At 70.8% G+C, this 25087-nt stretch carries 22 protein-coding genes and 2 pseudogenes; 21 read left to right on the top strand and 3 right to left on the bottom strand.

The features are described 5' to 3' along the window. Positions 1 to 9: 9 nt before the first annotated feature. From ACYQ8Q_RS11800 to ACYQ8Q_RS11745, 12 genes and pseudogenes are all read left to right on the top strand, one after another. Positions 10 to 306, top strand: a pseudogene (locus tag ACYQ8Q_RS11800) (maleylpyruvate isomerase N-terminal domain-containing protein); the annotation flags it as partial. Beyond that, the gene (locus tag ACYQ8Q_RS11795) at positions 285 to 647 is read left to right on the top strand and encodes a TIGR03086 family metal-binding protein (protein WP_460073271.1); all 363 of its coding nucleotides are present in this window, start codon (positions 285 to 287) and stop codon (positions 645 to 647) included. The pseudogene ACYQ8Q_RS11800 and the gene ACYQ8Q_RS11795, both read left to right, overlap by 22 nt. 94 nt (positions 648 to 741) lie before the next feature. Further along, the gene (locus ACYQ8Q_RS11790) at positions 742 to 1494 is read left to right on the top strand and encodes an MBL fold metallo-hydrolase (RefSeq protein ID WP_460064286.1); all 753 of its coding nucleotides are present in this window, start codon (positions 742 to 744) and stop codon (positions 1492 to 1494) included. A gap of 146 nt (positions 1495 to 1640) precedes the next feature. Then, positions 1641 to 2297 carry a GntR family transcriptional regulator gene (locus ACYQ8Q_RS11785; RefSeq protein WP_460064285.1) on the top strand — a complete coding sequence of 219 codons (657 nt, stop codon included), beginning with the start codon at positions 1641 to 1643 and terminating at the stop codon, positions 2295 to 2297. After that, entirely contained in the window at positions 2294 to 3205 is a 912-nt protein-coding gene (locus tag ACYQ8Q_RS11780; protein WP_460064284.1) for a dihydrodipicolinate synthase family protein, read from the top strand. Before ACYQ8Q_RS11785 ends, ACYQ8Q_RS11780 begins: the two co-directional genes overlap by 4 nt. After that, positions 3202 to 4947 (top strand): L-arabinonate dehydratase, encoded by a 1746-nt coding sequence (gene araD / locus ACYQ8Q_RS11775; RefSeq protein ID WP_460064282.1) that lies wholly within the window; start codon positions 3202 to 3204, stop codon positions 4945 to 4947. The genes ACYQ8Q_RS11780 and araD overlap by 4 nt, the downstream gene beginning before the upstream one ends. A gap of 85 nt (positions 4948 to 5032) precedes the next feature. Then, positions 5033 to 5968 (top strand): carbohydrate ABC transporter permease, encoded by a 936-nt coding sequence (locus ACYQ8Q_RS11770; protein WP_055636563.1) that lies wholly within the window; start codon positions 5033 to 5035, stop codon positions 5966 to 5968. After that, entirely contained in the window at positions 5965 to 6864 is a 900-nt protein-coding gene (locus ACYQ8Q_RS11765) for a carbohydrate ABC transporter permease (protein ID WP_460064280.1), read from the top strand. The genes ACYQ8Q_RS11770 and ACYQ8Q_RS11765 overlap by 4 nt, the downstream gene beginning before the upstream one ends. After that, on the top strand, positions 6861 to 8168 hold the full coding sequence (locus tag ACYQ8Q_RS11760) for a pectate lyase family protein (RefSeq protein WP_460064278.1): 1308 nt from the start codon (positions 6861 to 6863) through the stop codon (positions 8166 to 8168). The genes ACYQ8Q_RS11765 and ACYQ8Q_RS11760 overlap by 4 nt, the downstream gene beginning before the upstream one ends. Next, positions 8165 to 9319 carry a Gfo/Idh/MocA family protein gene (locus tag ACYQ8Q_RS11755; protein ID WP_460064276.1) on the top strand — a complete coding sequence of 385 codons (1155 nt, stop codon included), beginning with the start codon at positions 8165 to 8167 and terminating at the stop codon, positions 9317 to 9319. Before ACYQ8Q_RS11760 ends, ACYQ8Q_RS11755 begins: the two co-directional genes overlap by 4 nt. Continuing rightward, the gene (locus ACYQ8Q_RS11750; protein WP_460064274.1) at positions 9319 to 10170 is read left to right on the top strand and encodes a DUF6807 domain-containing protein; all 852 of its coding nucleotides are present in this window, start codon (positions 9319 to 9321) and stop codon (positions 10168 to 10170) included. The genes ACYQ8Q_RS11755 and ACYQ8Q_RS11750 overlap by 1 nt, the downstream gene beginning before the upstream one ends. Beyond that, positions 10167 to 11678, top strand: a complete 1512-nt coding sequence (locus tag ACYQ8Q_RS11745; protein WP_460064273.1) for a glycoside hydrolase family 43 protein — start codon at positions 10167 to 10169, stop codon at positions 11676 to 11678. The genes ACYQ8Q_RS11750 and ACYQ8Q_RS11745 overlap by 4 nt, the downstream gene beginning before the upstream one ends. Here the strand turns inward: ACYQ8Q_RS11745 and ACYQ8Q_RS11740 are convergent. Continuing rightward, positions 11665 to 12939 (bottom strand): RNA-guided endonuclease InsQ/TnpB family protein, encoded by a 1275-nt coding sequence (locus tag ACYQ8Q_RS11740; protein WP_460064271.1) that lies wholly within the window; start codon positions 12937 to 12939, stop codon positions 11665 to 11667. The two genes, ACYQ8Q_RS11745 and ACYQ8Q_RS11740, sit on opposite strands and share 14 nt — an antisense overlap. Positions 12940 to 13098: 159 nt before the next feature. Between ACYQ8Q_RS11740 and ACYQ8Q_RS11735 the strand changes: the two genes are divergently transcribed. The 5 genes from ACYQ8Q_RS11735 (at position 13099) to ACYQ8Q_RS11715 (ending at position 18931) form a co-directional block, all read left to right on the top strand. Then, the gene (locus tag ACYQ8Q_RS11735; RefSeq protein WP_460064270.1) at positions 13099 to 14436 is read left to right on the top strand and encodes an ABC transporter substrate-binding protein; all 1338 of its coding nucleotides are present in this window, start codon (positions 13099 to 13101) and stop codon (positions 14434 to 14436) included. 92 nt (positions 14437 to 14528) lie between these two features. Next, entirely contained in the window at positions 14529 to 15323 is a 795-nt protein-coding gene (locus tag ACYQ8Q_RS11730; protein WP_460064268.1) for a rhamnogalacturonan acetylesterase, read from the top strand. An 18-nt stretch (positions 15324 to 15341) separates the two neighbouring features. Further along, entirely contained in the window at positions 15342 to 16655 is a 1314-nt protein-coding gene (locus ACYQ8Q_RS11725) for a pectate lyase family protein (protein WP_460064266.1), read from the top strand. A 121-nt stretch (positions 16656 to 16776) separates the two neighbouring features. Then, on the top strand, positions 16777 to 17892 hold the full coding sequence (locus ACYQ8Q_RS11720; RefSeq protein ID WP_460064265.1) for a pectinesterase family protein: 1116 nt from the start codon (positions 16777 to 16779) through the stop codon (positions 17890 to 17892). A 7-nt stretch (positions 17893 to 17899) separates the two neighbouring features. Beyond that, positions 17900 to 18931: a pectinesterase family protein gene (locus ACYQ8Q_RS11715; RefSeq protein ID WP_460073270.1), complete on the top strand. Its 1032-nt coding sequence runs from the start codon at positions 17900 to 17902 to the stop codon at positions 18929 to 18931. Between the two features lie 199 nt (positions 18932 to 19130). Here ACYQ8Q_RS11715 and ACYQ8Q_RS11710 read toward each other — a convergent pair whose 3' ends face one another. Next, positions 19131 to 19442, bottom strand: a complete 312-nt coding sequence (locus tag ACYQ8Q_RS11710) for a hypothetical protein (RefSeq protein WP_460073764.1) — start codon at positions 19440 to 19442, stop codon at positions 19131 to 19133. Here ACYQ8Q_RS11710 and ACYQ8Q_RS11705 point away from each other — a divergent pair. From ACYQ8Q_RS11705 to ACYQ8Q_RS11695, 3 genes are all read left to right on the top strand, one after another. Beyond that, the gene (locus ACYQ8Q_RS11705; RefSeq protein WP_460073268.1) at positions 19332 to 20474 is read left to right on the top strand and encodes a dienelactone hydrolase family protein; all 1143 of its coding nucleotides are present in this window, start codon (positions 19332 to 19334) and stop codon (positions 20472 to 20474) included. The genes ACYQ8Q_RS11710 and ACYQ8Q_RS11705 overlap by 111 nt on opposite strands. 38 nt (positions 20475 to 20512) lie before the next feature. Continuing rightward, the gene (locus tag ACYQ8Q_RS11700) at positions 20513 to 21625 is read left to right on the top strand and encodes a right-handed parallel beta-helix repeat-containing protein (RefSeq protein ID WP_460064263.1); all 1113 of its coding nucleotides are present in this window, start codon (positions 20513 to 20515) and stop codon (positions 21623 to 21625) included. A 122-nt stretch (positions 21626 to 21747) separates the two neighbouring features. Further along, entirely contained in the window at positions 21748 to 22545 is a 798-nt protein-coding gene (locus ACYQ8Q_RS11695) for an HAD family acid phosphatase (protein WP_460064261.1), read from the top strand. Between the two features lie 291 nt (positions 22546 to 22836). On the opposite strand, the pseudogene ACYQ8Q_RS11690 reads toward ACYQ8Q_RS11695, so the two are convergent. After that, positions 22837 to 23648, bottom strand: a pseudogene (locus ACYQ8Q_RS11690) (family 43 glycosylhydrolase); the annotation flags it as partial. A 218-nt stretch (positions 23649 to 23866) separates the two neighbouring features. Here ACYQ8Q_RS11690 and ACYQ8Q_RS11685 point away from each other — a divergent pair. Next, complete coding sequence (locus ACYQ8Q_RS11685; protein ID WP_460064259.1) at positions 23867 to 25021, top strand: right-handed parallel beta-helix repeat-containing protein; 1155 nt, start codon at positions 23867 to 23869, stop codon at positions 25019 to 25021. Positions 25022 to 25087 lie beyond the last annotated feature (66 nt).

Genomic DNA, 25087 nt, shown 5'->3' with positions numbered 1-25087 from the left:
TTGGGTGCGATGAGTTTCCGGGGCGGCGGCGGTCCACCTCCTATGACCGATACGACGACCAGCACCCTCGACCTCGGACCCCAGACCCGGATCGTGGCCCGCCTCGCGGCGGCCGTCCGGGAGGAGCAGCTCACGGACGGCACGCCCTGCCCGCGGTACGCGCTCCACCATCTGCTCGGGCATCTGACGCACCTCTCGGCCGCGTTCCGGGACGCCGCACGCAAGGATCTCGGGCCCACCACCGACACGCCGCCGACCGTCGCGACCCCGGACATCGCGCCCGGCTGGCGCTCCGAGCTGCCCCGGGTCCTCGACGAACTCGCCGAGGCCTGGCGCGACCCCGCCGCCTGGACCGGTACGACGCGGGCGGCATCGACCTGCCCGGCGCGGTCGCCGGAGCCGTCGCCGCCGACGAACTGGTGATCCACGGCTGGGACCTGGCCCGGGCCACCGGCCAGGAGTACACCCCCGACCCGGCCGCGCTCCAGGCGTCGTACGCCTTCCTGTGCGCGGCGGCCGACGATCCCAGCCGGGGCGGCGGGATCTTCGGTCCCGTGGTGCCCGTCCCGGAGGACGCCCCGCTGCTGGACCGGGCGGTCGCGCTGAGCGGCCGCGACCCGCACTGGGCCCCTCCGCGACAGCCGTAGCGGGCCGTGGCCGTCCGTAGACGGTCTTGTACGGATGCCGTAGACCTACGCAATCGGGGCCCGCCCGGCAGGGGCGGACCGTACGCTCCCCACCATGCCCCTGAGTCTCACCATCCTCGGTACCGCCTCCCCGCACCCCCGTCCGGGGCGCCCGTGCTCGGGCTATCTGCTCCGCGGCGGGAGCGCCGAGGTCTGGGTGGACGCGGGCCCCGGAACCTTCGCCGAGTTGCAGCGGCACACAGATCCGGAACGGCTCACGGCGATCTGGATCTCCCACCTGCACGCCGACCACAGCGCCGATCTGCTCTCCGCCGCCTATGCGTTCGCCTACGGCGGCCTGACCCCGCCGGTGCCCATCCTGGTGTACGCCCCCATGGACTGCGCCCGGCGCCTGGCGGGCTTCTTCGGGCGGCCGGACATCCGGTTCCTGAGCGGGGTCTTCGACTTCCGTCCCCTGTACGACGGGCACACCGTCCGGCACTGGAACGTACGCCTCACCTCCCGCGCGGTGGCGCACGGCACCGAGGCGTACGCCCTGCGCGCCGAGTCCCAGGGGAGCGTCTTCGTGTACTCCGGGGACAGCGGCCCCTGTGACGCGCTCACCGAGACCGCCTCCGGCGCCGACCTGTTCCTGTGCGAGGCGGACCTCGACCGGCATGGCGAAAGCGAACACGTGCATCTGACTCCGGAGGAGGCCGGTGACGCGGCCCGCAAGGCGGGTGTGCGCGAACTGTTCGTCACCCATGTCGGGCCCACGCTCACCCGCGAGGAGGCGACCGCGCGGGCCGCGGCGGCCTTCGGCGGACCCACCCGCACGGCGCGCGAGGGCGAGACCGTTCCGTTCTGACGAGGCGTCGCGGTCACGTCAACTTCCTCTGTCAGAAGCATTGACGAAACACAGAGCCCCTCCCTACCTTCAACGCGTCGTACTTCGTACGTCATATATGAGACGCGATATGTGAGATCCGAGCCGTCGAGATCCGAGAGGCGCGCATGACCTCTGTGCCCACGCCGATCCCCTCCCGCACGCAGTACGTGCTGGAGGAGATCAAACGCCGCATCCTCACGGGGCAGCTGACGCCGGGTCAGGCCCTGGTCGAGACCGAGCTCGCCGCACGGTTCGGGGTGTCCAAGACCCCGGTGCGCGAGGCGCTCAAGACCCTGGCCGGGACCGGACTGGTCGTCATGAGCCAGTACAAGGGCGTCACGGTGCGCATGGTGGACGCGGACATGGCGCGCGAGGTCTACGACGTACGGCTGCTGCTGGAGCCCGAGGCGCTCAAGCGGGCCGTCCGGCGCGGGGCCTCGCTGGACGCCGCGCGGGACGCGCTCGCCCGGGCCGACGACGCGGCCGACACCGCCGAACGCTCCCTCGCCAACCGGGAGTTCCACCGCGCCCTCTACCTGCCCTGCGGCAACCCGTTGCTCGGCCGGATGCTCGACGAGGTCCGTGACCAGGCCGCCCTGGTCTCCGCCGTCGCCTGGGCCGCCTCCCCCTCCTGGGAGCGCGAGGCCGGTGAGCACCGGGAGATCCTGCGGCTCGCCCTGGGCGGCGACGCCGACGGCGCGGCCCGCGCCCTGCACGCCCATATCGCCTCGTTCGTCGAACGGGCGTTCCCCGAGGCAGCGAACCAGGAAGGCCAGGAATGAGCAGCGTGGCGTTCGAGACCCAGCGTGCGGCCCTGGCCGACGTGGTGGCGATCCCGGTGACCCCGTTCGCCGAGGACGGCACCGTCGACCGGGCCGCCCACCGGGCCCTGCTGCGCCGGCTGCTCGACGGCGGGATCACCACGCTCACGCCGAACGGCAACACCGGCGAGTTCTACGCCCTCACGCCCGAGGAGCGGCGGCTGGTCACGGAACTGACGGTCGACGAGGCGGGGGACCGTTCCACGATCCTCGTGGGGGTCGGCCACGACGTCCCCACCGCCGTCGCCTCCGCCCGGCACGCCCGCGAGCTGGGCGCCGCGATGGTGATGGTGCACCAGCCCGTCCACCCGTACGTCTCCCAGCGCGGCTGGGTCGACTACCACCGGGCCATCGCCGAGGCCGTGCCCGAGCTGGGCGTCGTCCCGTACATCCGCAACGCGCAGCTGCACGGCGACCGCCTCGCGGAACTCGCCGACGCCTGCCCCAATGTGATCGGCGTGAAGTACGCCGTCCCGGACGCGGCCCGGTTCGCCGCCTTCGCCCGGGACGCGGGCCTGGAGCGCTTCGTCTGGGTGGCCGGGCTCGCCGAGCCCTACGCCCCCTCCTACTTCTCGGCGGGCGCCACCGGCTTCACCTCGGGGCTGGTGAACGTCGCCCCGGCCGTTTCGCTGAACATGATCGAAGCGCTTCGATCAGGGGATTATCCGGCGGCCATGAAGGTCTGGGAGCAGATCCGCCGCTTCGAGGAGCTGCGGGCCGCCAACGGCTCCGCCAACAATGTCACGGTGGTCAAGGAAGCCCTTGCCTCCCTTGGGCTGTGCCGGAGCGAGGTCCGTCCGCCGAGCCGCGGGCTGCCCGAGGGCGAGCGCGCCGAGGTCGCCGCCATCGCCGCGGGGTGGTCCCTGTGAAGCGCTTCGACGATCTTCCCCGGAAGCGGCCCGAAGAGCTGCGGAGCCACCAGTGGTACGGCACCGACGGCCTGCGCTCCTTCAGCCATCGCGCCCGCACCCGCCAGCTCGGCTACCTCCCCGAGGAGCACCTCGGCAAGCCGGTCATCGCGATCCTCAACACCTGGTCGGACATCAATCCCTGTCATGTGCACCTCCGTGATCGCGCGCAGGCGGTCAAGCGGGGCGTCTGGCAGGCGGGCGGCTTCCCGCTGGAGTTCCCGGTCTCCACGCTCAGCGAGACCTTCCAGAAGCCGACCCCGATGCTCTACCGCAACCTGCTCGCGATGGAGACCGAGGAGCTGCTGCGCTCCTACCCGGTCGACGGGGCCGTCCTGATGGGCGGCTGCGACAAGACCACCCCCGCGCTGCTGATGGGCGCGGCCAGCGTCGACCTGCCCACCGTGTTCGTGCCCGCCGGGCCGATGCTGCCGGGGCACTGGCGGGGCGAGGTCCTCGGCTCCGGCACCGACATGTGGAAGTACTGGGACGACAAGCGCGCCGGCCTCATCGGCGACTGCGAGATGGCCGAGCTGGAGAACGGCCTCGCCCGCTCGCCGGGCCACTGCATGACGATGGGCACGGCGTCCACGCTGACCGCCGCGGCCGAGGCGCTCGGCGTCACGGTGCCGGGAGCGTCGAGCATCCCGGCCGTGGACTCGGGACACGACCGGATGGCCGCACAGGCGGGCCTGACGATCGTCGAACAGGTCCACAAGGGACGCGTCCTGTCCGAGATCCTCACCGCCGAGGCCTTCGAGGACGCCGTCACCACCGTCCTCGGCCTCGGCGGCTCCACCAACGCCGTCATCCACCTCATCGCCATGGCCGGCCGGGCCGGGGTCCGCCTCACCCTCGACGACTTCGACCGCATCGCCCGCACGGTCCCCGTCCTCGCCAACGTCCGCCCCGGCGGCCGGACGTACCTCATGGAGGACTTCCACTTCGCCGGCGGCCTGCCCGGCTTCCTCTCCCGGATCCCGGACCTGCTCCACCTGGACCGGCCCACCGTCTCCCACGACACCCTGCGCGAGCAGCTCGCCGACGCGCAGGTCCACCAGGACGACGTCATCCGGCCCCGCGACAACCCGGTCGCGAGCGAGGGCGGGGTCGCCGTGCTGCGCGGCAACCTCTGCCCGGACGGCGCGGTCATCAAGCACATCGCCGCCGAGCCGCACCTGCTCAAGCACACCGGACCCGCGGTCGTCTTCGACGACTACCGGACCATGCAGCGCACCATCAACGACCCGGAACTCGGCATCACCGCCGACAGCGTGCTGGTGCTGCGGGGCTCCGGTCCGAAGGGCGGCCCGGGCATGCCGGAGTACGGCATGCTGCCCATCCCCGACCACCTGCTCAAGCAGGGCGTGCGGGACATGGTCCGGATCTCCGACGCCCGGATGAGCGGTACGAGCTACGGCGCCTGTGTGCTGCACGTGGCGCCCGAGTCGTACGTCGGCGGGCCGCTCGCGCTGGTCCGCACCGGTGATTCCATCACCCTGGACGTGGGCGGGCGCACCCTTCAGCTCAACGTCGACGACGAAGAGCTGGAGCGCAGAAGAGCCGAGTGGGTACCGCCGCCCACCCGCTACGAGCGCGGCTACGGCGCGCTCTACAACGACCAGATCACCCAGGCGGACACCGGCTGCGACTTCGAGTTCCTCGCGCGGCCGGGCACGGTGCAGGACCCCTACGCGGGCTGACCGCGACGGCAAGCACGACCTCGCACACCCCTGCACACGGAGAAAGCGCTTCCTGTACGACGCACCCGAGAACGGAGAACAGTCCATGGCCCAAGCCGCAGCCGTGGCGAAGCCGCCCGCGCCACCCCGGCGGCGCCGTGCCTCCGCCACGCCCCGCAGGCTCCCGTACCTGCTGATCGCGCCGGCGGCGCTGCTGATGCTGGGCTTCATCGCCTACCCGGTGATCAGCGTCTTCTACTACAGCCTGCAGAACTACAACCCCACCAAGCCGTGGCGGAACGGCTACGCGGGCTTCGACAACTTCGTCCACGCCTTCACCGACGACCCGCAGTTCTGGGACACCCTGACCTTCAGCGCCAAATGGGTCGTCGTCGAGGTAGGACTGCAGCTGCTGTTCGGTCTGGCGCTGGCGCTGATCGTCAACCAGACCTTCGTCGGCCGGGCGCTGGGCCGTGCCCTGGTCTTCTCCCCGTGGGCCGTCTCCGGCGTGCTGACCTCCGCGATCTGGGTGCTCCTCTACAACTCCCAGACCGGCATCACCCGTTACCTCGCCGACGCCGGTATCGGCGAGTACGGCACCAGCTGGCTGTCGGACACCTCCACGGTCTTCCCGGCGGCGATCGTCGCCGACCTGTGGCGCGGGGTCCCCTTCTTCGCGATCCTCATCCTCGCCGACCTCCAGTCCGTCTCGAAGGACCTCTACGAGGCCGCCGAGGTCGACGGGGCGAGCCGGCTCAAGCAGTTCTGGCACATCACCCTGCCGCACCTCAAGGACGCGATCGTCCTGTCCACGCTGCTGCGCGCGGTCTGGGAGTTCAACAACGTCGACCTGCTGTACACGCTCACCGGCGGCGGCCCGGCGGGGGAGACCACCACCCTCCCGCTCTACATCGCCAACACCTCGGTCGACGCCCACAACTTCGGCTACGCGTCCGCCCTCACCACGGTGGCGTTCGTGATCCTGCTCTTCTGCTCGATGGTCTATCTGCGGCTCAGCAAGTTCGGAGGTGAAGGCAAGTGATCACCAAGGAGGCCACCGAGGTCGCGCCCGCACCCGCGCCCGTGACCCCCGCCGCCGACCAGCGGCCGCGCAGGAACCACCGTGCCTGGGACGAGGTCCCCCGCTGGCAGATCTACGTCCCCCTGTCGATCTACCTGCTCTTCACGCTGATCCCGTTCTACTGGATCCTGCTCTTCGCGCTCCGCCCGGCCGGCTCGACCTCGCTCGTGCCCTGGCCGATGACCTTCGAGCACTTCGAGAAGGTCTGGAACGAACGCGACTTCGGGATCTACTTCCAGAACAGCGTGCTCACCGGCGTCGCCACCCTGCTGCTCACCACCCTCGTCGCGCTGACCGGCGGCTACGCCCTGGCCCGCTTCGACTTCAAGATCAAGCGCGGGTTCATGCTGGCCCTGCTGTGCACCCAGTTCGTCCCGGGCGCGCTGCTGCTGGTCCCGCTCTTCCAGATCTTCGCCGAACTGAAGATGATCAACTCGCTGGGCAGCGTCATCATCGCCGAGACGGTCTTCCAGCTGCCCCTGTCGATGATCCTGATCAGCGGCTTCATCCGGAACGTGCCCTACTCCCTGGAGGAGGCCGCCTGGGTCGACGGCTGCGGCCGCCTCACCGCCTTCCGGATCGTCGTCCTCCCCCTGCTCCGTCCCGGCCTGATCGCCGTCGGCTCCTTCGCCTTCGTGCACGCCTGGAACCACTTCCTCTTCGCCCTGATGTTCCTCTCCGACCAGACCAAGCAGACCATCCCGGTCGGTCTCAACACCCTGATGAGCGCGGACAGCGTCGACCTCGGCGCGCTCGCCGCGGGCGGCATCATCGCCGCCGTCCCGGTGGTGATCGTGTTCGCCTTCATCCAGAAGTGGCTGATCACCGGCTTCAGCGCGGGGGCGGTGAAGGGATGAGACTCCGTCAGATCGCGTTCGTGGGAGTCCTGGTGGGCGCCTTCTGTCTCCCCGCGCACGCCGAGGCCCGCGACATCAGCCGCGACACCCTCGCCCCGGACGACGGCTGGGCGGCGTACGGCACCGGCACCACCGGCGGCGCGGCCGCGGACGACGCCCATGTGTACACCGTCACCAACCGCGCCGAACTGGTCCGCGCCCTCGACAACGGCAGCGGCACCCCCAAGATCATCAAGGTCGCCGGGACGATCGACGCCAACACCGACGACGCCGGCGACCACCTGGACTGCGCCGACTACGCCACCGACGGCTACACGACCAGGACGTACCTGGCCGCCTACGACCCCCGCACCTGGGGTTCCGCCAAGCCGGCCGGCGCCCAGGAGGAGGCCCGGCAGGCCTCGGCGGCGCGGCAGGCCTCGGCGGCGCGGCAGGCCGAGCGGATCGTCCTCACCGTCGGCTCGAACACCACCATCGTCGGCCTCGGCGGACGGGCCGTCCTCAAGGGAGCGTCCCTCCAGGTCAGGAACGCGGACAACGTCATCCTCCGCAACCTCGACCTGCGCGACGCCTACGACTGCTTCCCCGTCTGGCAGCCCAACACCGGCGGTCTCGGCGACTGGAAGACGGCGTACGACAACGTCTGGCTGACCGGCGCCACCCATGTCTGGGTCGACCACGTCACCGCGAGCGACCAGGGCCACCCCGACGCGGACGAGCCCACCTACTTCGCCCGCAACTACCTGCGCCACGACGGCCTGCTGGACATCACCAACGGCTCCGACCTGGTCACCGTCTCCTGGAGCCGGTTCGCCGACCACGACAAGGCGATGCTGATCGGCAACAGCGACTCCGCGACCGGGGACCGGGGCAGACTCCGGGTCACCCTGCACCACAACCAGTTCGAGTCCGTCGTCCAGCGCGCCCCGCGCGTCCGCTTCGGACAGGTGCACGTCTACGACAACCGGTACGTCGTCCCCGAGGGCACGGAGTACCGCTACTCGCTCGGCGTGTCGACCGAGTCCGGGATCCACGCCGAGAACAACGCCTTCCACACCCCCGGGCACGTCGAGGCCGCCGACCTGGTCAAGAGCTGGAACGGCACCGCCCTGGACCAGAGCGGCACCCTGTTCAACGGCTGGCCCGTCGATCTCCTGGCCATCCACAACGCCTACAACAGCGGCAGCGAGCGCGATCTCACCGCGGACGTCGGCTGGACGCCTACCCTGCACGGAAAGATCGACAGCGCCGCGGTGGCCGACCGTGAGGTGGCACGCGGCGCGGGCGCAGGGAGGATCCCATGACCATCGACATCGTCCTGGCGGGTGCGCGCGGACACGGCCGCTGGCACCTGGACAACATCCGGCGGCTCCAGGACAAGGGCATCGTCCGGCTGGCGGGCGTCTGCGAGCTGACCCCGCTCACCCCGGACGAGCTCCCCGAGGGCCTCGGCACGCCCGAGCAGTCCGCCGACTTCGGCGCCCTGCTGGACTCCACCCGCGCCCGGATCGCGGTGATCTGCACCCCGATCCCGACCCACACCGATCTGGCCCTCACGGCCGCCGCCCGCGGGGTGCACATCCTGCTGGAGAAGCCGCCCGCCCCGTCCTACGCCGAGTTCCGCCGGATGGCCGACGGGGTCGCCGCGGCGGGCGTGGTCTGCCAGATCGGCTTCCAGTCGCTGGGCTCGCACGCCGTACCCGCGATCCGCCGGCTGCTCGCCGACGGGGTGATCGGCGAGATCGGCGGGGTCGGCGGCGCCGGGGCCTGGGCCCGCGCCGAGGCCTACTTCCGGCGGGCCCCCTGGGCCGGCAAGCGACGGCTGAACGGCGTCGACGTCATCGACGGCGCCCTCACCAACCCGCTCGCGCACGCCGTCGCCACCGCCCTAGCCCTGGCCGGCGCCACCCGCGCCGAGGACGTCGCCGGCATCGAGACGGAACTGGCGCACGCCAACGCCATCGAGTCCGACGACACCTCCTGCGTCCGCGTCACCACCACGGACGGTCTGCCGATCGTGGTCGCCGCCACCCTGTGCGCCGAGGACCCGGACGACCCCTATGTCGTCGTCCACGGCGACCGGGGCCGGATCACCTACTGGTACAAGCAGGACCGCGTCCTGCTCCAGCGCGCCGGCCACGGCCCCGAGGAGTTCGAGTACGGCCGCACCGACCTGCTGGAGAACCTCGTCGAGCACCTCACCGACGGCACCGCCCTGCTGGTCCCGCCCGCCGCCACCGAGGCGTTCATGCGGGTCGTCGAGGCGATCCGGACCGCTCCCGATCCCGTGCAGCTCGACCAGGACACCTGGCACCTGCTGAAGGACGAGGACCGCAGGGTCGTCCCCGGAATCGACGGTCTGGTCGCCGCCGCCGCCGACACCCTCGCCCTCTACTCCGAACTGGGCGCCGCCTGGGCGCTCACGACCGCGCATCCGAAAGAGGTGAGCACCTGATGGCACCGGCATCCGACGCACCGGTCGTGCTGCGCGTCGCGGGCCGCCCGGTCGGCCGCTACGTCATCCGGCCCGAGCTGCCCGCCCGGCTCTCCCCCCGCCCTTACCTCCACCCCGTCACCACCCTGGCCGGCACCCAGGTCACCGAGCTGGCCCCCGCCGACCACCTCCACCACCTCGGCGTCGGTGTAGCCGTACCCGACGTCGAGGGGCACAACTTCTGGGGCGGACGCACCTACGTTCGCGACCGGGGCCCGACCGAGCTCGAGAACCACGGCGTCCAGCATCACCACTCCTTCCAGCTCAGCGACCCCGACGGCTTCGTGGAGGAGCTGCGCTGGGTCGCCTCGGGAGCCGAGCTGCTGCGCGAGCGCCGTACCGTCGCCGCCACCGCGCTCACCGACACCGCCTGGGCGCTGGACTTCACCTTCTCCCTCACCAACGTGACCGGGGCCGGGCTCTCCCTCGGCAGTCCGGCGACCAACGGACGCCCCGGCGCGGCCTACGGCGGCTTCTTCTGGCGGGCCCGCAAGGAGGACACCGCTCCGGACGTCTTCACCGCGCACACCGAGGGCGAGGAGCGGGTGCACGGCGGCCGGGCCGACTGGCTGGCGCTGGCCGGCACCGGCTGGACCCTGGTCTTCGCGGGCGCCACCGACGCCACCCGCCGCGATCCCTGGTTCGTCCGCACCGCCGAGTACCCGGGCGTCGGCTCCTCGCTGGCCTCGGCCGCCCGCCTCCCGATCGCCCCCGGTGACACCGCCGTACGCCGGATCGTCACCGTCGTCGCCGACGGCCGCCTGGGCCGCGACGAGGCGGCGGCACTGGTCAGGAAGGCGGTGAGCCAGTGACCGCCGACACCTACACCAACCCGGTCCTCAACGCCGACTGGTCCGACCCGGACGTCGTCCGCGTCGGCGACGACTTCTACCTCACCGCCTCCAGCTTCGGCCGCGTCCCCGGACTGCCCCTGCTGCACTCCCGGGACCTGGTGAACTGGACGCTGGTCGGGCACGCCCTCGAACGCCTGGAACCGGCCGCGGAGTTCACCACGCCCCGGCACGACTGCGGGGTCTGGGCCCCGTCGATCCGCCACCACGACGACCGCTTCTGGATCTTCTGGGGCGACCCCGACCAGGGCATCTTCCAGGTCAACGCCCCCGAGATCAGGGGTCCTTGGACCCGCCCGCACCTGGTGAAGGCGGGCAAGGGGCTGATCGACCCGTGTCCCCTGTGGGACGAGGAGAGCGGTGAGGCGTATCTCGTGCACGCCTGGGCGAAGTCCCGCGCGGGCGTCAAGAACCGGCTCACCGGCCACCGGATGCACCCCGACGGCGCCTCCCTGCTCGACGAGGGCAAGCTGATCGTCGACGGGGACCGCATCCCCGGCTGGTTCACCCTCGAAGGCCCCAAGCTCTACCGGCACGACGGCTGGTTCTGGATCCTGGCGCCCGCCGGGGGAGTCGAGACCGGCTGGCAGGGCGCCTTACGGGCGCGGGACTTCTTCGGCCCGTACGAGGAGAGGGTCGTCCTGGAGCAGCGGGACACCGAGGTCAACGGCCCCCACCAGGGCGGCTGGGTGCGCACCCCGGCCGGCGAGGACTGGTTCCTGCACTTCCAGCAGCGCGGCGCCTACGGCCGGGTCGTCCACCTTCAGCCGATGCGCTGGGGGACGGACGACGGCTGGCCGGTGCTAGGCGACGAGGGCGCCCCCGTCCGCGTCCACCGGCGCCCCGGCCTGCCGGCGCAGCCGCCCGCCGCGCCCGCGACCGACGACGACTTCCCCGGCGGACGCTTCGGCCGCCAGTGGCAGTGGACCGCCAACCCCCAGGTCGGCTGGGCCACCCAGCACTCCGGTGACGGCCTGCGGCTGTCCTGCGTCCGGACCGGCGACGCGCACGACCTGCGCAGACTGCCGAGCGTCCTCACCCAGCGGCTCCCCGGTGTCCCGTCGGCCGTCGAGGTGGAGCTGACCCTGCACGGCGAGGAGCCCGGCGCCCGCGCCGGACTCGCGGTCCTCGGCGACGCGTTCGCCTGGATCGGGCTGGAGCGCGCCGGTGACGGCGGCGTCCACCTCGTCCACCGGTTCGCCGAGCCGGTCGCCGAACGGGAACGCGACGCCGCCCGCCCGCGGCTCGCGCCCGGGGGCCGGGCCCGGTTGCGGATCGAGATCGGCGCGGGCGCCCGCTGCCGGTTCGCCTACGACGTCGGTGAGGGCCTGCGCTGGTCCGGCCCGGTCTTCGCCGCCACCCCTTGGCGCTGGGTCGGCGCCCTGCTCGGTCTCTTCGCGCTCGCCCCCTCGGGACCGGGGCACGCCGGAGCGGCCTCGTTCACGGAGTTCCGGATCAGACCGCTCTGACCTTTTCCCCCGTACGCCTGTCGGGAGCCGCATTGGCTTCCTCCCCTGTCTGACGGCGGGGGATTCCAGCGGTCGCCCGCTGGGTTTCCTGCTTCACCGACGACCGCCCCGTCCGGGAGGACTCCCGTTGAGGTCTTACACCGTCTCCACAGGCAGACGCCGCCAGCCCGGCGGCCAGGATGTTGCGTGCCGCGTTCGTGTCGCGGTCGTGCACGACACCGCAGTTGTCGCATGTCCACTCGCGGACGTTCAGCGGCAGCTTCTTGCGGACCGTGCCGCACTTCCCGCACAGCTTGCTGCTGGGGAAGAAACGGTCGATCACGACGAGTTCCCGCCCGTACCAGGCGCACTTGTACTCCAGCATTGTGCGGAGTTCCGTCCAGGACGCCTCGGAGATGGCGCGCGCGAGCCTGCCGTTCTTGAGCAGGTTGCGGACGGTGAGGTCCTCGATCACGACCGTTTGGTTCTCACGGACGAGCCGAGTGGTGAGCTTGTGCAGGAAGTCCACGCGGCGGTCGGTGATCCGCGCGTACACACGGGCCACCTTTCGGCGGGCCTTCTCCCGGTTTTTCGAGCCTTTGACCTTGCGGGACAGCTCCCGTTGCGCGCGGGCCAGTCGGGTGCGGTCCCGGCGCTCGTGCTTCGGGTTGGCGATCTTCTCCCCGGTGGACAGGGTCACCAGGGAGGTGATCCCGGCGTCCAGGCCCACCACCGCGTTGGTGGCGGGGGCTGGGGCGATGACGTCCTCGACGAGCAGCGAGGCGAACCAGCGGCCCGCGCTGTCCCGGGACACCGTCACCGTGGACGGCTCAGCGCCTTCTGGGAGCGGACGCGACCAGCGGATGTCGAGGGCCTCCGCCATCTTCGCCAGCGTCAGCTTCCCGTCACGCCACTTGAACGCGCTGCGGGTGTACTCGGCCGATGCACGGGACTTTTTCCGCGACTTGAAACGCGGGTACTTCGCCCGTCTGCCGAAGAAGTTCCCGAACGCCGTCTGAAGATGGCGCAGCGCCTGCTGGAGCGGGACGGAGGAGACCTCGGTGAGGAAGGCGAGTTCCTCGGTCTTCTTCCATTCCGTCAGCGCTGCGGACGACTCCACATAGGAAATCCGGCGTTGCTCGCCGTACCAGGCGCGAGTGCGCTCCTCCAGTGCTTTGTTGTACACGAACCGGACGCAGCCGAACGTGCGCGACAGCTCTGCTGCCTGCTCGTCCGTGGGGTAGAAGCGGTACCTGAAAGCCCGCTTGACCTGCTGCGTCATGCCTCACATTCTATCAGTTCCCGTGTGAGAGGCCGTCGTGTGGTGATTGGCGGACGCCGCATCGCCCTGGCGACGATTCACCTTTCCCCGCCCCGTTGTGCGGGAGCTTCGCATCCTTCCCCGGCTGAAGCCGGGGGTACCCACGAGGGAGAGCCGCAAATGAACAGCAGCATCCGCAGAAGCAGGCGCGCCGCACTGGCCGTCGCCCTGGGCTCCGTGCTCGCGCTGACCGCCACCGCCTGCGGTGACGACGGCAGCGGCAGCGCGGGGGACAAGGGAGGCGAGGGCTCGGGCAAGGGCGAGATCACCTTCTGGGACAACAACGGCGGTGTCCGCACCGACATCTGGAAGGAGATCATCGCCGACTTCGAGAAGGCGAACCCGGACATCAAGGTGAAGTACGTCGGTGTCCCCGCCGACAGCGTCCAGTCCAAGTACGACACCGCCATCCAGGGCGGCGGCCTGCCCGACGTCGGCGGTGTGGGCACCGCGATGCTCGCCGAGGTCGCGGCGCAGGGCGCCCTCGAACCGCTGGACGACCGCCTCGCCAAGAGCGACCTGAAGGACCAGCTCAACGCCAAGTTCCTGGACAGCGTCAAGGCGGCCGGGGTCGACGGCAAGACGTACAGCGTGCCAACCTCCGCCAACAACGGCACCCTGTGGTACCGCACCGACCTGTTCGAGCAGGCGGGCCTGGAGGCGCCGACGACCTGGACGAAGTTCTACACGGCCGCCGACAAGCTCACGAACAAGGGCAAGAACGCGTTCGGCTACACCATCCGCGGCGGTGCCGGGTCCATCGCCCAGGCCCTCGACGCCACCTACGGGCAGAGCGGCCTCACCGAGTTCTGGAGCGGTGACAAGACCACGGTCAACGACCCGAAGAACGTGGCGGCGCTGGAGAAGTACGTCGGTCTGTACAAGAAGGACACCCCGGCCGCCGACGTCAACAACGACTTCACCAAGATGGTCGCGCAGTGGGACAGCGGCACCATCGGCATGCTGAGCCACAACCTCGGCTCCTACGCCGACCACCAGAAGGCGCTGGCCGGCAAGTTCAAGGGCATCCCCGCGCCGACGCAGGACGACGGCACGCGGGTGCAGGTGTCCAACCCCGTCGACGGGCTCGGGCTGTTCAAGTCGAGCAAGAACAAGACCGCCGCCTGGAGGTTCATCGAGTTCGCCGCGGGCCATGAGGCGAACAGCAAGTGGAACGAGACGGCCGGGCAGGTGCCGGCGAACCTGGAGGCGGCGCAGGACAGCTGGGTGCAGTCCTCGGAGCCGACGAAGCTCGCCGCCGAGGCGCTGTCGGGGGACGGCACGAAGATCGTGCAGCTGCCGTACTACCTGCCCGACTGGAACACGATCTCCAAGGCCGACAACGAGCCGAACTTCCAGAAGGTGCTGCTCGGGAAGATGAGCGCGAAGGACTTCCTGGACACGTTGGCGGAGCAGCTGAACGCCGCTCAGGCCGACTGGAAGAAGAACCACGGATAACCCGGGTGGTTGCTGTCGTGGGGCGACTGCGGGCCGGTTGCGGCTGGTCGCGCAGTTCCCCGCGCCCCCACAAGACATGAGGTGGACGTTCGTTGTCTCTTACCCGTAGACAGGTCGCCTCGGCGGTTCTCGCCGCCGTACCCCTCTCGGTCGCCGTGGCCGGTACCGCCGCAGCCCACGGCCGGCCCCGCACGCTCTACATCGCCGGTGACTCCACCGCCGCGCAGAAGTACTCCGACGCCGCGCCCGAGACCGGGTGGGGCATGGCGCTTCCGTTCTTTCTCCGCGGTGACCGGCCGGTCGCCAACCACGCGGTGAACGGGCGGAGTTCGAAGAGCTTCGTCGACGAGGGGCGGCTGGACGCGATCCTCGCGGCGATCCGGCCGGGGGACCTCCTCCTCGTCCAGTTCGCGCACAACGACGAGAAGACCACCGATCCCACCCGCTACACCGAGCCCTGGACGACGTACCAGGACTACCTGCGCCTCTACATCGAGGGTGCCAGGGCGAAGGGGGCGCGGCCGGTCCTGGCCACGCCCGTGGAGCGGCGGAGGTTCGACGCCGAGGGGAACGCCGTGCCGACGCACGGGGAGTACCCCGCGGCCATGCGGGCGCTCGCCGAGGAGGAGCGGGTGGCGCTGCTCGACCTCCAGGCGCTGTCGCTCGCGCTCTGGCAGGAGCTGGGCGTCGAGGCGACGAAGACCTACTTCAACTGGACCGGGACCGAGCAGGACAACACGCACTTCAATCCGCCGGGCGCGATCGCCGTGGCGCGGCTCGTCGCGCGGGAGCTGCTGCGGACGCGGGTGCTCGGCCCGCGGGACGTGGTGCGGCTGCGCGACGAGATCCCCACGTCCTGGATCACCTGGCCCGAGCCGCTGACGTAACAAGAGGAGACCCGCACAGTGCGTACACAGAAATGTCATGGACGCGTCATTGCTGCCCTGGTGGGGTGCACCGCACTGGTGCTGTCCGTCACCGGTACCGCGTCCGCCCACACCACGTCCCGCGACCTCGGCCGCCAGGTGCTCGCCGCGAACGACGGCTGGGGCTCGTACGGGACGGGGACCACGGGCGGGTCGGCCGCCGACGCCGACCACGTGTACACCGTCACCACCTGGGCCGAGTTCAAGGACGCCCTCGCCGCCGGCGGCTCCGCCCCGAAGATCATCAAGGTGAAGGGGGTCATCGACGCCGTCGCCGAGGGCTGCGACGCCTTCGCGGCGCCCGGCTACGACTTCGACGCCTACCTGGCGACGTACTCGCCGGAGGTCTGGGGGCTGGACACCGACCTCAGCGCCGAGCCCGACGACAGCCCGGAGGGGCTGCGCCGGGTCTCGCAGGCCAACCAGGACAAGGCGATCAAGGCGATCATCCCCTCCAACACCACCATCGTCGGCATCGGCCGAGGCGCCGGGTTCAAGGGCGTCAGCCTCCAGATCAAGGCCGTCGACAACGTGATCGTCCGCAATCTGTCCTTCGAGTCGCCGATCGACTGCTTCCCGCAGTGGGACCCGACCGACGGCACCAACGGCAACTGGAACTCCGAGTACGACACCGCCGTGGTGTACGGGGCCACCCATGTCTGGCTGGACCACAACACCTTCACCGACGGCTCCCACCCCGACAGCGCCGCCCCCACCTACTTCGGGATGCTCTACCAGCAGCACGACGGCGAGCTGGACATCGTCCGCGGCGCCGACTACGTCACCGCCTCCTGGAACGTCTTCTCCGAGCACGACAAGACGATCCTCATCGGCAACAGCGACAGCGAGTCGACCGCGGCGGGCGACCGGGGCCACCTGAAGGTGACCTTCCACCACAACCTGTTCTCGAACCTGGTGGAGCGCGCCCCCCGCGTCCGCTTCGGCCAGGTCGACTCCTACAACAACCACTTCGTCGCGAACGGCGACTACTCCTACAGCTTCGGCATCGGCAAGGAGTCCCAGCTCGTCGCCGAGCACAACGCGTTCACCCTGCCCGAGGGGGTCAGCGCGGCCAAGGTGCTCAAGCGCTGGAACGTCTCGCCGCTGACCGCCGACGACAACTACGTCAACGGCACCGCCACCGACCTGATCGCCGTCCACAACGCCGAGATCCCCGGCGAGGTCCTCCAGTCCGGCGCGGGCTGGACCCCGACCCTGCGCACCAAGGTCGACCCCACGCGGTCCGTGCCCCGGATCGTCGACTGCGGCGCGGGGGCGGGACGCCTGGGCTGATCGCCCCCTTCTCGCCCCCTTCTCGTCCCTTTCCCGAAGGCCGGGGCGGCGGCGTCCCGTCGTCACCCCGGCCCCCTCCCCGCACCGCCGCACCCCGCCGCACCCGCCAAGGAGCACCCGCATGTCCTCCCTTTCCCGAAGGCGGTTCCTCGCCGCGACCGGCGGCACCGTGGCCGCCCTGGGGCTTGCCGCCGCGCCCGCGCAGGCCGCCCCCGGCCGACGCGGCCCGTTCGGCCGCCACGGCAGCCCGGCCGCCCGGCTCACCCCCCGGACCCTGTACGTCGACCCGCTCGGCCGGGGCGACTTCGGCACTGTCCGCGACGCCGTCGCCGCCACCACCGGCAGCGGCTGGACCCTCGTCCTCGCCGCGGGCGTCTACCGCGAGACGGTCGCCCTCGACACCACCCGCACCGAGGCCACCTGGATCGGCGCCCCCGAGGACCCGCGGGCCGTCGTCATCGTCTACGACAACGCGGCCGGCACCCCCAAGCCCGGCGGCGGCACCTACGGCACCACCGGCTCGGCCACCACCACCGTGCAGGCCGACGGCTTCACCGCACGCTGGATCACCTTCGCCAACGACTGGCTGCGCGCCGACCACCCCGACATCACCGGCACCCAGGCCGTCGCCATCAAGGTCCAGGGCGACCGCTCCGCCTTCCACCACTGCCGCTTCCTCGGCCACCAGGACACCCTGTACGCCGACTCGATCGCCCTGACCGCCTTCGCCCGGCAGTACTACGCCCACTGCTATGCCGAGGGCGACGTCGACTTCGTCTTCGGCCGGGCCACCGCCGTCTACGAGCACTGCCACTTCCGCACCCTGAACCGCACCGACCTGGCCGCCGCCCCCTACGGGTTCGTCCTCGCCCCCTCCACGGCGGGCGCCAACCCGCGCGGCTACCTGGTGACCAGGAGCCGTATCAGCAGCGAAGCCCCGGACGCCGCCTACAAGCTGGCCCGCCCCTGGGTGCCCAGCTCCGACACCACCGCCCGCCCGAGCCTCACCGTCCGCGACACCCGCCTGGACGCCGGTATCGACGCGGTCGCGCCCTACACCAACATGTCGGCCTCCTTCCCGTGGCAGAACCAGCGGTTCGCCGAGTACCGCAACACCGGCCCGGGCGCGGAGATCACCGTCCCCGAGAACCGGCCCCAGCTCACCGACGAACAAGCCGAGTCGGCGACCCGGGAGACCTACCTCGGGGACTGGGCGCCATGGCGGGGGGAGTGCTGAGATGCCGCTGCGCAGACGCACCCTCCTCGCGGGTCTCACCGGCGCCGCGCTGCTCGGCACCACCCCCGCGCACGCCGGGTCCCGCCGCGTCCTGCACGTCCGTCCCGGCGACTCCGTCCAGGCGGCGGTGGACGCGGCCGACGGCCCCGGCTGGACGATCGTCGTGCACCCGGGGACGTACCGGGAAGTCGTCACCGTCCCAGCCGACAAGGGCGAGCTGACCCTGCGCGGCGCGAGCCGTGACCCCCGTGCCGCGGTCATCGTCTACGACAACGCCAACGGGACGCCGAAACCCGACGGTTCGGGGACCTACGGCACCGCGGGCTCCGCCACCTTCACCTCCGCCGCCCCCGGACTCACCGTCCGCGGTCTCACCCTCGCCAACGACTGGCTGCGCGCCGACCACCCGGACATCACCGGAACCCAGGCCGTCGCCGCCTATGTCACCGGCGACCGCAGCCACTTCGAGAACGTGCGCCTGCTCGCCCACCAGGACACCCTCTTCGCGGACACCACCGCGCTCGACGCCTTCGACCGGCAGTACTACCGCCACTGCCACATCGAGGGCGACGTCGACTTCGTCTTCGGGCGGGCCCGGGCCGTCTTCGAGGGCTGCCGCTTCCACACCCTCCAGCGGGAGGTGACCTTCACCCCCAAGGGCATGGTCTTCGCCCCCTCCACCGCCCGGGCCAACCCCTACGGCTTCCTCGCCCTCCGCTCCCGGATCACCTCCGGCGCCGAGGACGCGGCGTACAAGATCGCCCGGCCCTGGGTGCCGTCGTACGAGACGACCGCCTGGCCCTCCCTGGTCGTCCGGGACACCTGGATCGGTCCCGGCATCGACGCGGCGGCCCCCTACACCAACATGCGGGACGCCTACCCCTGGCAGACCATGCGCTTCCGTGAGCACGCCAACTCCGGCCCCGGCGCGGAGATCTCCGTACCGGAGAACCGGCCCCAGCTCACGGCCGAGGAGGCGGCCCTCCACACCCGGCGGACCTACCTCGGGGACTGGAGGCCGTATGACGGGCGGCCATGACCCCCTGGGCCGACGTGCGTTCGTGACCGGTGCGGGGGCGGCCCTGCTGGCCGGGGGAGCGGCGGGGCGTGCGGCGGCGAAGGGAGCCGAGCCGCCCGCCGGGGCGGCGGGCGTCGCCTCCTCGGCCGGCGCGGGGCGCACCGGCGTCGCGTCGCGGGCCGGCACGGGGGCGACGGGCGCCGGGCCCACCGGCCTTGCCTCATCGGCCGCCACCGAGGCAACCGGAGTCGCGTCGCAGGCCGGTGCCGACACGGCTGGTGCCGAGGCTGCCGGTGCTGACATGGCTGGTGCCGAGGCTGCCGGTGCCGACGCGGCTGGTGCCGAGGCTGCCGGTGCTGACATGGCTGGTGCCGAGGTTGCCGGTGCCGACGTGGCTGGTGCTGAGGTTGTCGGTGCCGACGTGGCTGGTGCCGAGATCGCCGACGCCGACACGGCTGCCGCCGGGACAGGTGCCGCCGGGACGGCCGTCGCCGGGATCTCCGTGGTCGACGGGCCCCTCCCCGGCTTCCACCCCGCGCTCAAGGCCGCCCTGACCTTTCCCCTCGCCTGGGGTGCCTCCCCGGTGCGGGACTTCCGGGCCTGGCGGCGGGCGGCCCGGGCCAAGGTGGACGAGCTGCTGATCGTCGGCCGGGAGGACCGTACGCCGTACGCCCCCGAGTTCGGCGAGCCCGTCCGGCAGGACGGCTACCGGGCCCAGTCGGTCACCCTCTCGCTCACCCGGCACGAGCGGGTCCGTGCCGCCCTGCTCACCCCCGACGGCCCGGGCCCCTTCCCGGCGGTGCTGCTGCTGCACGACCACGGGGCGAAGTTCGACATCGGCAAGGAGAAACTGGTCCGGCCCTGGGACGACGACGTCCGGCTCGCCTCCGCACAGGCCTGGGCGGCGAAGTACTTCAGCGGGCGGTTCGTCGGCGACGAACTGGCCCGGCGCGGATATGCCGTGCTGTGCGCCGACGCCCTCGGCTGGGGCGACCGCGGCCCCCTCGCCTACGACCAGCAGCAGGCCCTCGCCTCGAACTTCTTCCACCTCGGCTCCTCGCTGGCCGGCCTCATGGCCCGCGAGGACGCCCGCGCCGCCGAGTTCCTGGCGGGCCTGGACCGGGTGGACGCCCGCCGGGTCGCGGCCGTCGGCTTCTCGATGGGCGCCTACCGGGCCTGGCAGACCGCGGCCCTGACCGACGCCGTGCGTGCCGCCGCCTGCGTCTGCTGGATGACCGGCCTGAAGGAAATGATGGTGCCCGGCAACAACACCCTGCGCGGGCAGTCGTCGTACTACATGCTCCACCCGGGACTGCCCCGGTTCCTCGACTTCCCCGACGTGGCGAGCATCGCCGCACCCCGGCCGATGCTGTTCTTCTCCGGCGCACTGGACCCGCTGTTCCCCACCGACGGCGTCCGCACCGCCCACGAGAAGCTGCGTGCCGTCTGGCGCTCGCGCCACGCCGAGGAGCGGTTGCGACTGACGACCTGGCCCGAGCTCGGCCATGTCTTCGTCGACCGCATGCAGGACGAGGTCTTCGACTGGCTCGACCGCGTCCTGTGAACCACCCCTCTCCCCACACGAGAAAGGACCCGCACTCCATGTCTCGTCGCACCGCCTTCGCGCTCGGCGCGGCCCTCGCCCTAGGCGCAGGTCTCGCCGCCCTCCCGACCCAGGCGCAGGCCGCCACGGTGGTCGTCAGCAACTCCACCGACCTGTCCAACGCCATCAAGAACGCCACCGCGGGCACGGTCATCCAGGTCCGGGGCGGCACCTACTACCCGACGGCCACCCTCCAGTCCACCGCCAACGGCACCTCCTCCTCGCCGATCACGCTCACCGCGTACGGCTCGGAGACCGTGAAGATCGACGGCTCCTCGCTCCCCGACGGCGACTGGATCTTCAAGCTGACCGCCGACTACTGGAACGTCTCCAACATCACCTTCCAGAACTCCCCGGACAGCGCGGTCGTCTGCCAGTCCTGCACCGGCACGGTCTGGAACAACATCAAGACCATCAACGGCGGTGACTCCGGCTTCACCCTCACCGGGGACGGCACGGTCAACAACACCGTCAAGAACATCGACTCCTACGGCAACTACGACTCCGCCAACCACGGCGAGAACGCCGACGGGGTGGCCGTGAAGTTCGGCTCCGGCACCGGCAACCTGATCACCGGCGCCCGCCTCTACAACAACTCGGACGACGGGATCGACTTCTGGTCCTTCTCCTCGCCCGTCACCATCGAGCACACCTGGTCCTTCGGCAACGGCGTCAACCGCTGGTCGGACTCCGCGTTCGCGGGCGACGGCAACGGCTACAAGCTGGGCGGCGACGGCGAGGTCGTCGCGCACGTCGTCAACAACTCCGCCGCCTGGGGCAACGCGGGCAACGGCTTCACCGAGAACTCCAACACCGGGGCGATCGTCATCAACCGCACCACCGCCTACGCCAACAGCAAGTGGGGCTACTACTTCGCGACCAGCTCCGCCAAGCTCGGCAAGAACCTCGCCGTGAGCAACGGCGGCGGCTCGGTCAACAAGGGCTCGTCGGTCACCTCGTCCGGCAACAACTGGGACAGCGGCATCTCGACGCCCGCCTTCCGGTCGACGGACGCCTCCACGACGTACAACGCCCGCAGTTCCAGCGGCACGTTGCCCACCACCACGTTCCTGACGACGGGTTCGACGACGATCGGGGCGACGATGGACTGACCCGCCGCCGGCCCACCCCGCTGGGCCAACCGGGCGCTTGACCCGATTTTTGCCCGCCGAACGGGTATCGATCGGGCAACGGGTCTCGCGCCCGACCGCGTGACGCGCGTAGAAAGCCTGTCATGCATAAGTCACTGCGCATCGCGGCCTCCGTCGCCGCCTGTGCCGTCGCCGGTGCCGCGCTCTACGGCGCCGGCGCGGCCACGGCCGGCCAGTCCACGGCCAACTCCACCCACGAGCCCTACAACATCGGGCTCCTGGTGAAGGACATCGACACCTACTACGGCACCGCGGCGGACGCGAACGGCGTGTACCAGGCGTCTCCGACCAGCCCGTACGCCAAGGACCTCGCGGCGATCGACAAGTCCGCGCGGAAGTACATCGACCAGGCGGCCCGCAAGGCCCGCCACCACGGCGAGAAGCCCGCGGTCGTCTTCGACGTCGACGACACGCTGCTGCTCAGCCTCGACTACGAGAAGAAGACCAACTACACCTACAACTCGGCCAGCTGGGCCGAGTACGTGGCGAAGGCGGACCGTCCGGCGGTCTTCGGCAGCCCCGAACTCGTGCAGTACGCCAAGTCCAAGGGCGTCGAGGTCTTCTACAACTCGGGCCTGAAGGAGTCGCAGCGGGTCTCCGCCGTCGAGAACCTGAAGAAGGTCGGCGCCGACGTCAACCTCGACGCCGACCACATGTTCCTCAAGGACGCGGCCAACCCGCCGTCCTACCTGAGCGCCTGCGCCACCGCGAACAACTGGACCTGCACCACCGTCCAGTACAAGTCGGGCACCCGCAAGCACATCGAGAACGACCTCGGGTACGAGATCATCGCCAACTTCGGCGACCAGTACTCCGACCTCGAGGGCGGCTACGCCGACCGGCGCTACAAGCTGCCGAACCCGACGTACTTCGTCAGCTGACGTGCCGTAGGGGCTCGATCCCCTGCAGCGTCGGCACGACCGGCTCGCTGCCCGCTCCGGCGGGGCGGGGCAGGAAGCGTCGAATCGCCGCGAGAGTGATTCGACGCCTCCGGCACACAAGCGATAAGGTCACCGCGGCGCTGGGCGACAACCAAGCGGGCGCCGAGCTGGACAGTGTTCATGTCGCGGCGGGACACGCCGGAGGGGTGACAACCCGTGAGGGTTCGAGTGCCCGTGAACCTCAGCCTGCGAAGGCTGGAATCCTTCGGCTTCAGTCGAGGGAGGATGTCAAATCAGGTAGTACGTGCCGTGCCGCTTCACCCACGGAGAACGCCTCTCGGGAGTTCTCCGGGGGTGATCTCCCGCACCGCGCCCGCGTCGAACGACACCATGTCGTCGTCCAGCGGCACCACATAGCCGTGCGTGTTGCCCCAGTAGAGATACGACGTCCCGTCCTCGTCCGTGAAGACGGCGGGGTCGATCATCTGGCCGCCGTAGTCGGCCTTCGCCACCAGCGGCCTGCCCAGCGCGTCCCGGAACGGCCCGGCGGGGGAGTCCGCCACCGCCACCCCGATCTGCTGCTCGGCGCAGAAGTAGAAGTAGTACCCGCCGTCCCGCTCGGCGATCGCCGGCGCCCACGCGTACCTGTCGGCCCAGCCGACGTCGGTGGCGAGGTCGAGGACGACCCCGTGGTCGGTCCAGTGGACCAGGTCCTTCGAGGAGAACGCCGAGAAACGCGTCCCGCCCCAGCCCGGGAAGCCGTCCGTGGTCGGGTAGATCCAGTACGCGCCGTCCAGGAAGCGCACATCCGGATCGGCGTGGAGCCCGGGCAGCAGGGGGCTCCCGGTCGGCACCGCCTCGACCGTCCAGGTGCGGCTCGTACCGTCGGCCGCCGTCACGGTGTAGGCCTGCGGCTCGCGGAAGTCGCGAGGCGTCCCCGACGCGGGGCTGAGCGCGGCGCCCTCGCCCACCCGGATCTCCGGCGCGAGCCACGAGAGGTCGGCGTCCGGCTCCATCGGCAGGACGACCGTCGCCGAGGCCTCCGTGACGATCGCGTATCCCCGCTGGTCCGCCGCCGTCACGTCCACGACCGAGGTGGGCGTCACCTTTCTCCCCTCGTCGGTGAAGTCGCTGATGAAAAGGGCCAGGAGCACAGTCTGCGGGGATCGGCGGTCCGGTGGGAGGGGCGCGAAAGTTTCGATCCTTTTCCTCAGGCGCGGCAACCCTTTTCGGCCATGGCGGCGACTGCTGTGCGGAAGCGGGCCGGGGCGGCCCCTCCGGCCCGCTTCCTCCCGGCAGCCTCACGTTGAAAGGAACGCCCGTGCGTTTGAGCACCGGACGCCACCGCAGGACGCGCACCCTCTCGATCGCCGCCGCCGTGGCGCTCGCCTCGGGGGGCGGCGGCGTCTACCTCGGACTGTCGGGCGGCGGCGCCCAGGCCGTGTCCGCCACCGTCACCGTCTCCACCACCGCGCAGCTGGAGTCGGCCGTGAAGAACGCGGTCGCCGGCACGGTCATCCAGGTCCGCGCCGGCACCTACTACCCGACGGCCACCCTCAAGTCCACGGCCAGCGGCACGAGCGCGTCGCGCATCACGCTCCAGGCCTACGGCGGCGAGAAGGTGAAGATCGACGGCTCCAAGCTGCCCGACGGCTCCTGGCTCACCGGCATCTACGGCAGCTACTGGACCGTCCAGAACCTCACCTTCCAGAACTCCCCCGCCCAGGGCTTCGTCGTCACGTCCTCCACCGGCGGTGTCTTCAGGAACCTCGTCACCGCGGACAACGGCGACTCCGGGTTCACCCTGCGCGGCGACGACACGGTCGGCAACCTCGTGCAGAACCTGGACAGTCACGGCAACTACGACGCCTCCGGGCACGGGCAGAACGCGGACGGCATCGCCGTCAAGTTCGGCTCCGGCAGCGGCAACAGGATCACCGGAGCGCGTCTGTACAACAATTCGGATGACGGGCTCGACCTCTGGCAGTTCTCCACGCCCGTCACCATCGAGCACAGCTGGGCCTTCGGCAACGGCAGGAACCGCTGGGGCGACTCGGCGTTCGAGGGCAACGGCAACGGGTTCAAGCTGGGCGGCGGGGGCGTCGCGGTCGCGCACGTCGTCAACAACAACGCGGCCTGGGACAACACGCTCAACGGATTCACCGAGAACTCCAACACGGGTGCGATCGTGCTGAACCGCAACACCGCGTACTCCAATGCCCAGACGGGATTCTATTTCGCCACCGGCAAGGCGCGGCTCGCCCGGAATCTCGCGGTGGGCAACAAGGGCGGATTGTCGAAACTGGGATCGTCGGCGGTGTCCGCCGCGAACAACTGGGACAGTGGGGTGGCCACTCCCAAGTTCGTTTCCACGGACGCGAGTTCCGCGTACGGGGCGCGGAAGTCGGACGGGGCGTTGCCGGCGACGACATTTCTCACCACGGGTTCCACGACCATCGGGTCCACCATGAACTGAGGAATGCGGGAAAAGCCCCCGTCGGGTTCCAGCGACGGGGGCTTTCCCTGTTGCCGGCCGCAGAGG

The sequence above is a fragment of the Streptomyces sp. YKOK-I1 genome (genome assembly GCF_054660435.1).
This window is presented reverse-complemented; position numbering and strand designations above follow the sequence as displayed.

What these genes read in the sequence shown, in the direction of transcription:
- ACYQ8Q_RS11785 (WP_460064285.1), top strand. Translation starts at nt 1,641, where the DNA reads ATGACCTCTGTGCCCACGCCGATCCCCTCCCGCACGCAGTACGTGCTG.
- ACYQ8Q_RS11770 (WP_055636563.1), top strand. Translation starts at nt 5,033, where the DNA reads ATGGCCCAAGCCGCAGCCGTGGCGAAGCCGCCCGCGCCACCCCGGCGG.
- ACYQ8Q_RS11755 (WP_460064276.1), top strand. Translation starts at nt 8,165, where the DNA reads ATGACCATCGACATCGTCCTGGCGGGTGCGCGCGGACACGGCCGCTGG.
- ACYQ8Q_RS11695 (WP_460064261.1), top strand. Translation starts at nt 21,748, where the DNA reads ATGCATAAGTCACTGCGCATCGCGGCCTCCGTCGCCGCCTGTGCCGTC.
- ACYQ8Q_RS11700 (WP_460064263.1), top strand. Translation starts at nt 20,513, where the DNA reads ATGTCTCGTCGCACCGCCTTCGCGCTCGGCGCGGCCCTCGCCCTAGGC.
- ACYQ8Q_RS11720 (WP_460064265.1), top strand. Translation starts at nt 16,777, where the DNA reads ATGTCCTCCCTTTCCCGAAGGCGGTTCCTCGCCGCGACCGGCGGCACC.
- ACYQ8Q_RS11760 (WP_460064278.1), top strand. Translation starts at nt 6,861, where the DNA reads ATGAGACTCCGTCAGATCGCGTTCGTGGGAGTCCTGGTGGGCGCCTTC.
- ACYQ8Q_RS11740 (WP_460064271.1), bottom strand. Translation starts at nt 12,939, where the DNA reads ATGACGCAGCAGGTCAAGCGGGCTTTCAGGTACCGCTTCTACCCCACG.
- ACYQ8Q_RS11750 (WP_460064274.1), top strand. Translation starts at nt 9,319, where the DNA reads ATGGCACCGGCATCCGACGCACCGGTCGTGCTGCGCGTCGCGGGCCGC.
- ACYQ8Q_RS11780 (WP_460064284.1), top strand. Translation starts at nt 2,294, where the DNA reads ATGAGCAGCGTGGCGTTCGAGACCCAGCGTGCGGCCCTGGCCGACGTG.
- ACYQ8Q_RS11735 (WP_460064270.1), top strand. Translation starts at nt 13,099, where the DNA reads ATGAACAGCAGCATCCGCAGAAGCAGGCGCGCCGCACTGGCCGTCGCC.
- ACYQ8Q_RS11790 (WP_460064286.1), top strand. Translation starts at nt 742, where the DNA reads ATGCCCCTGAGTCTCACCATCCTCGGTACCGCCTCCCCGCACCCCCGT.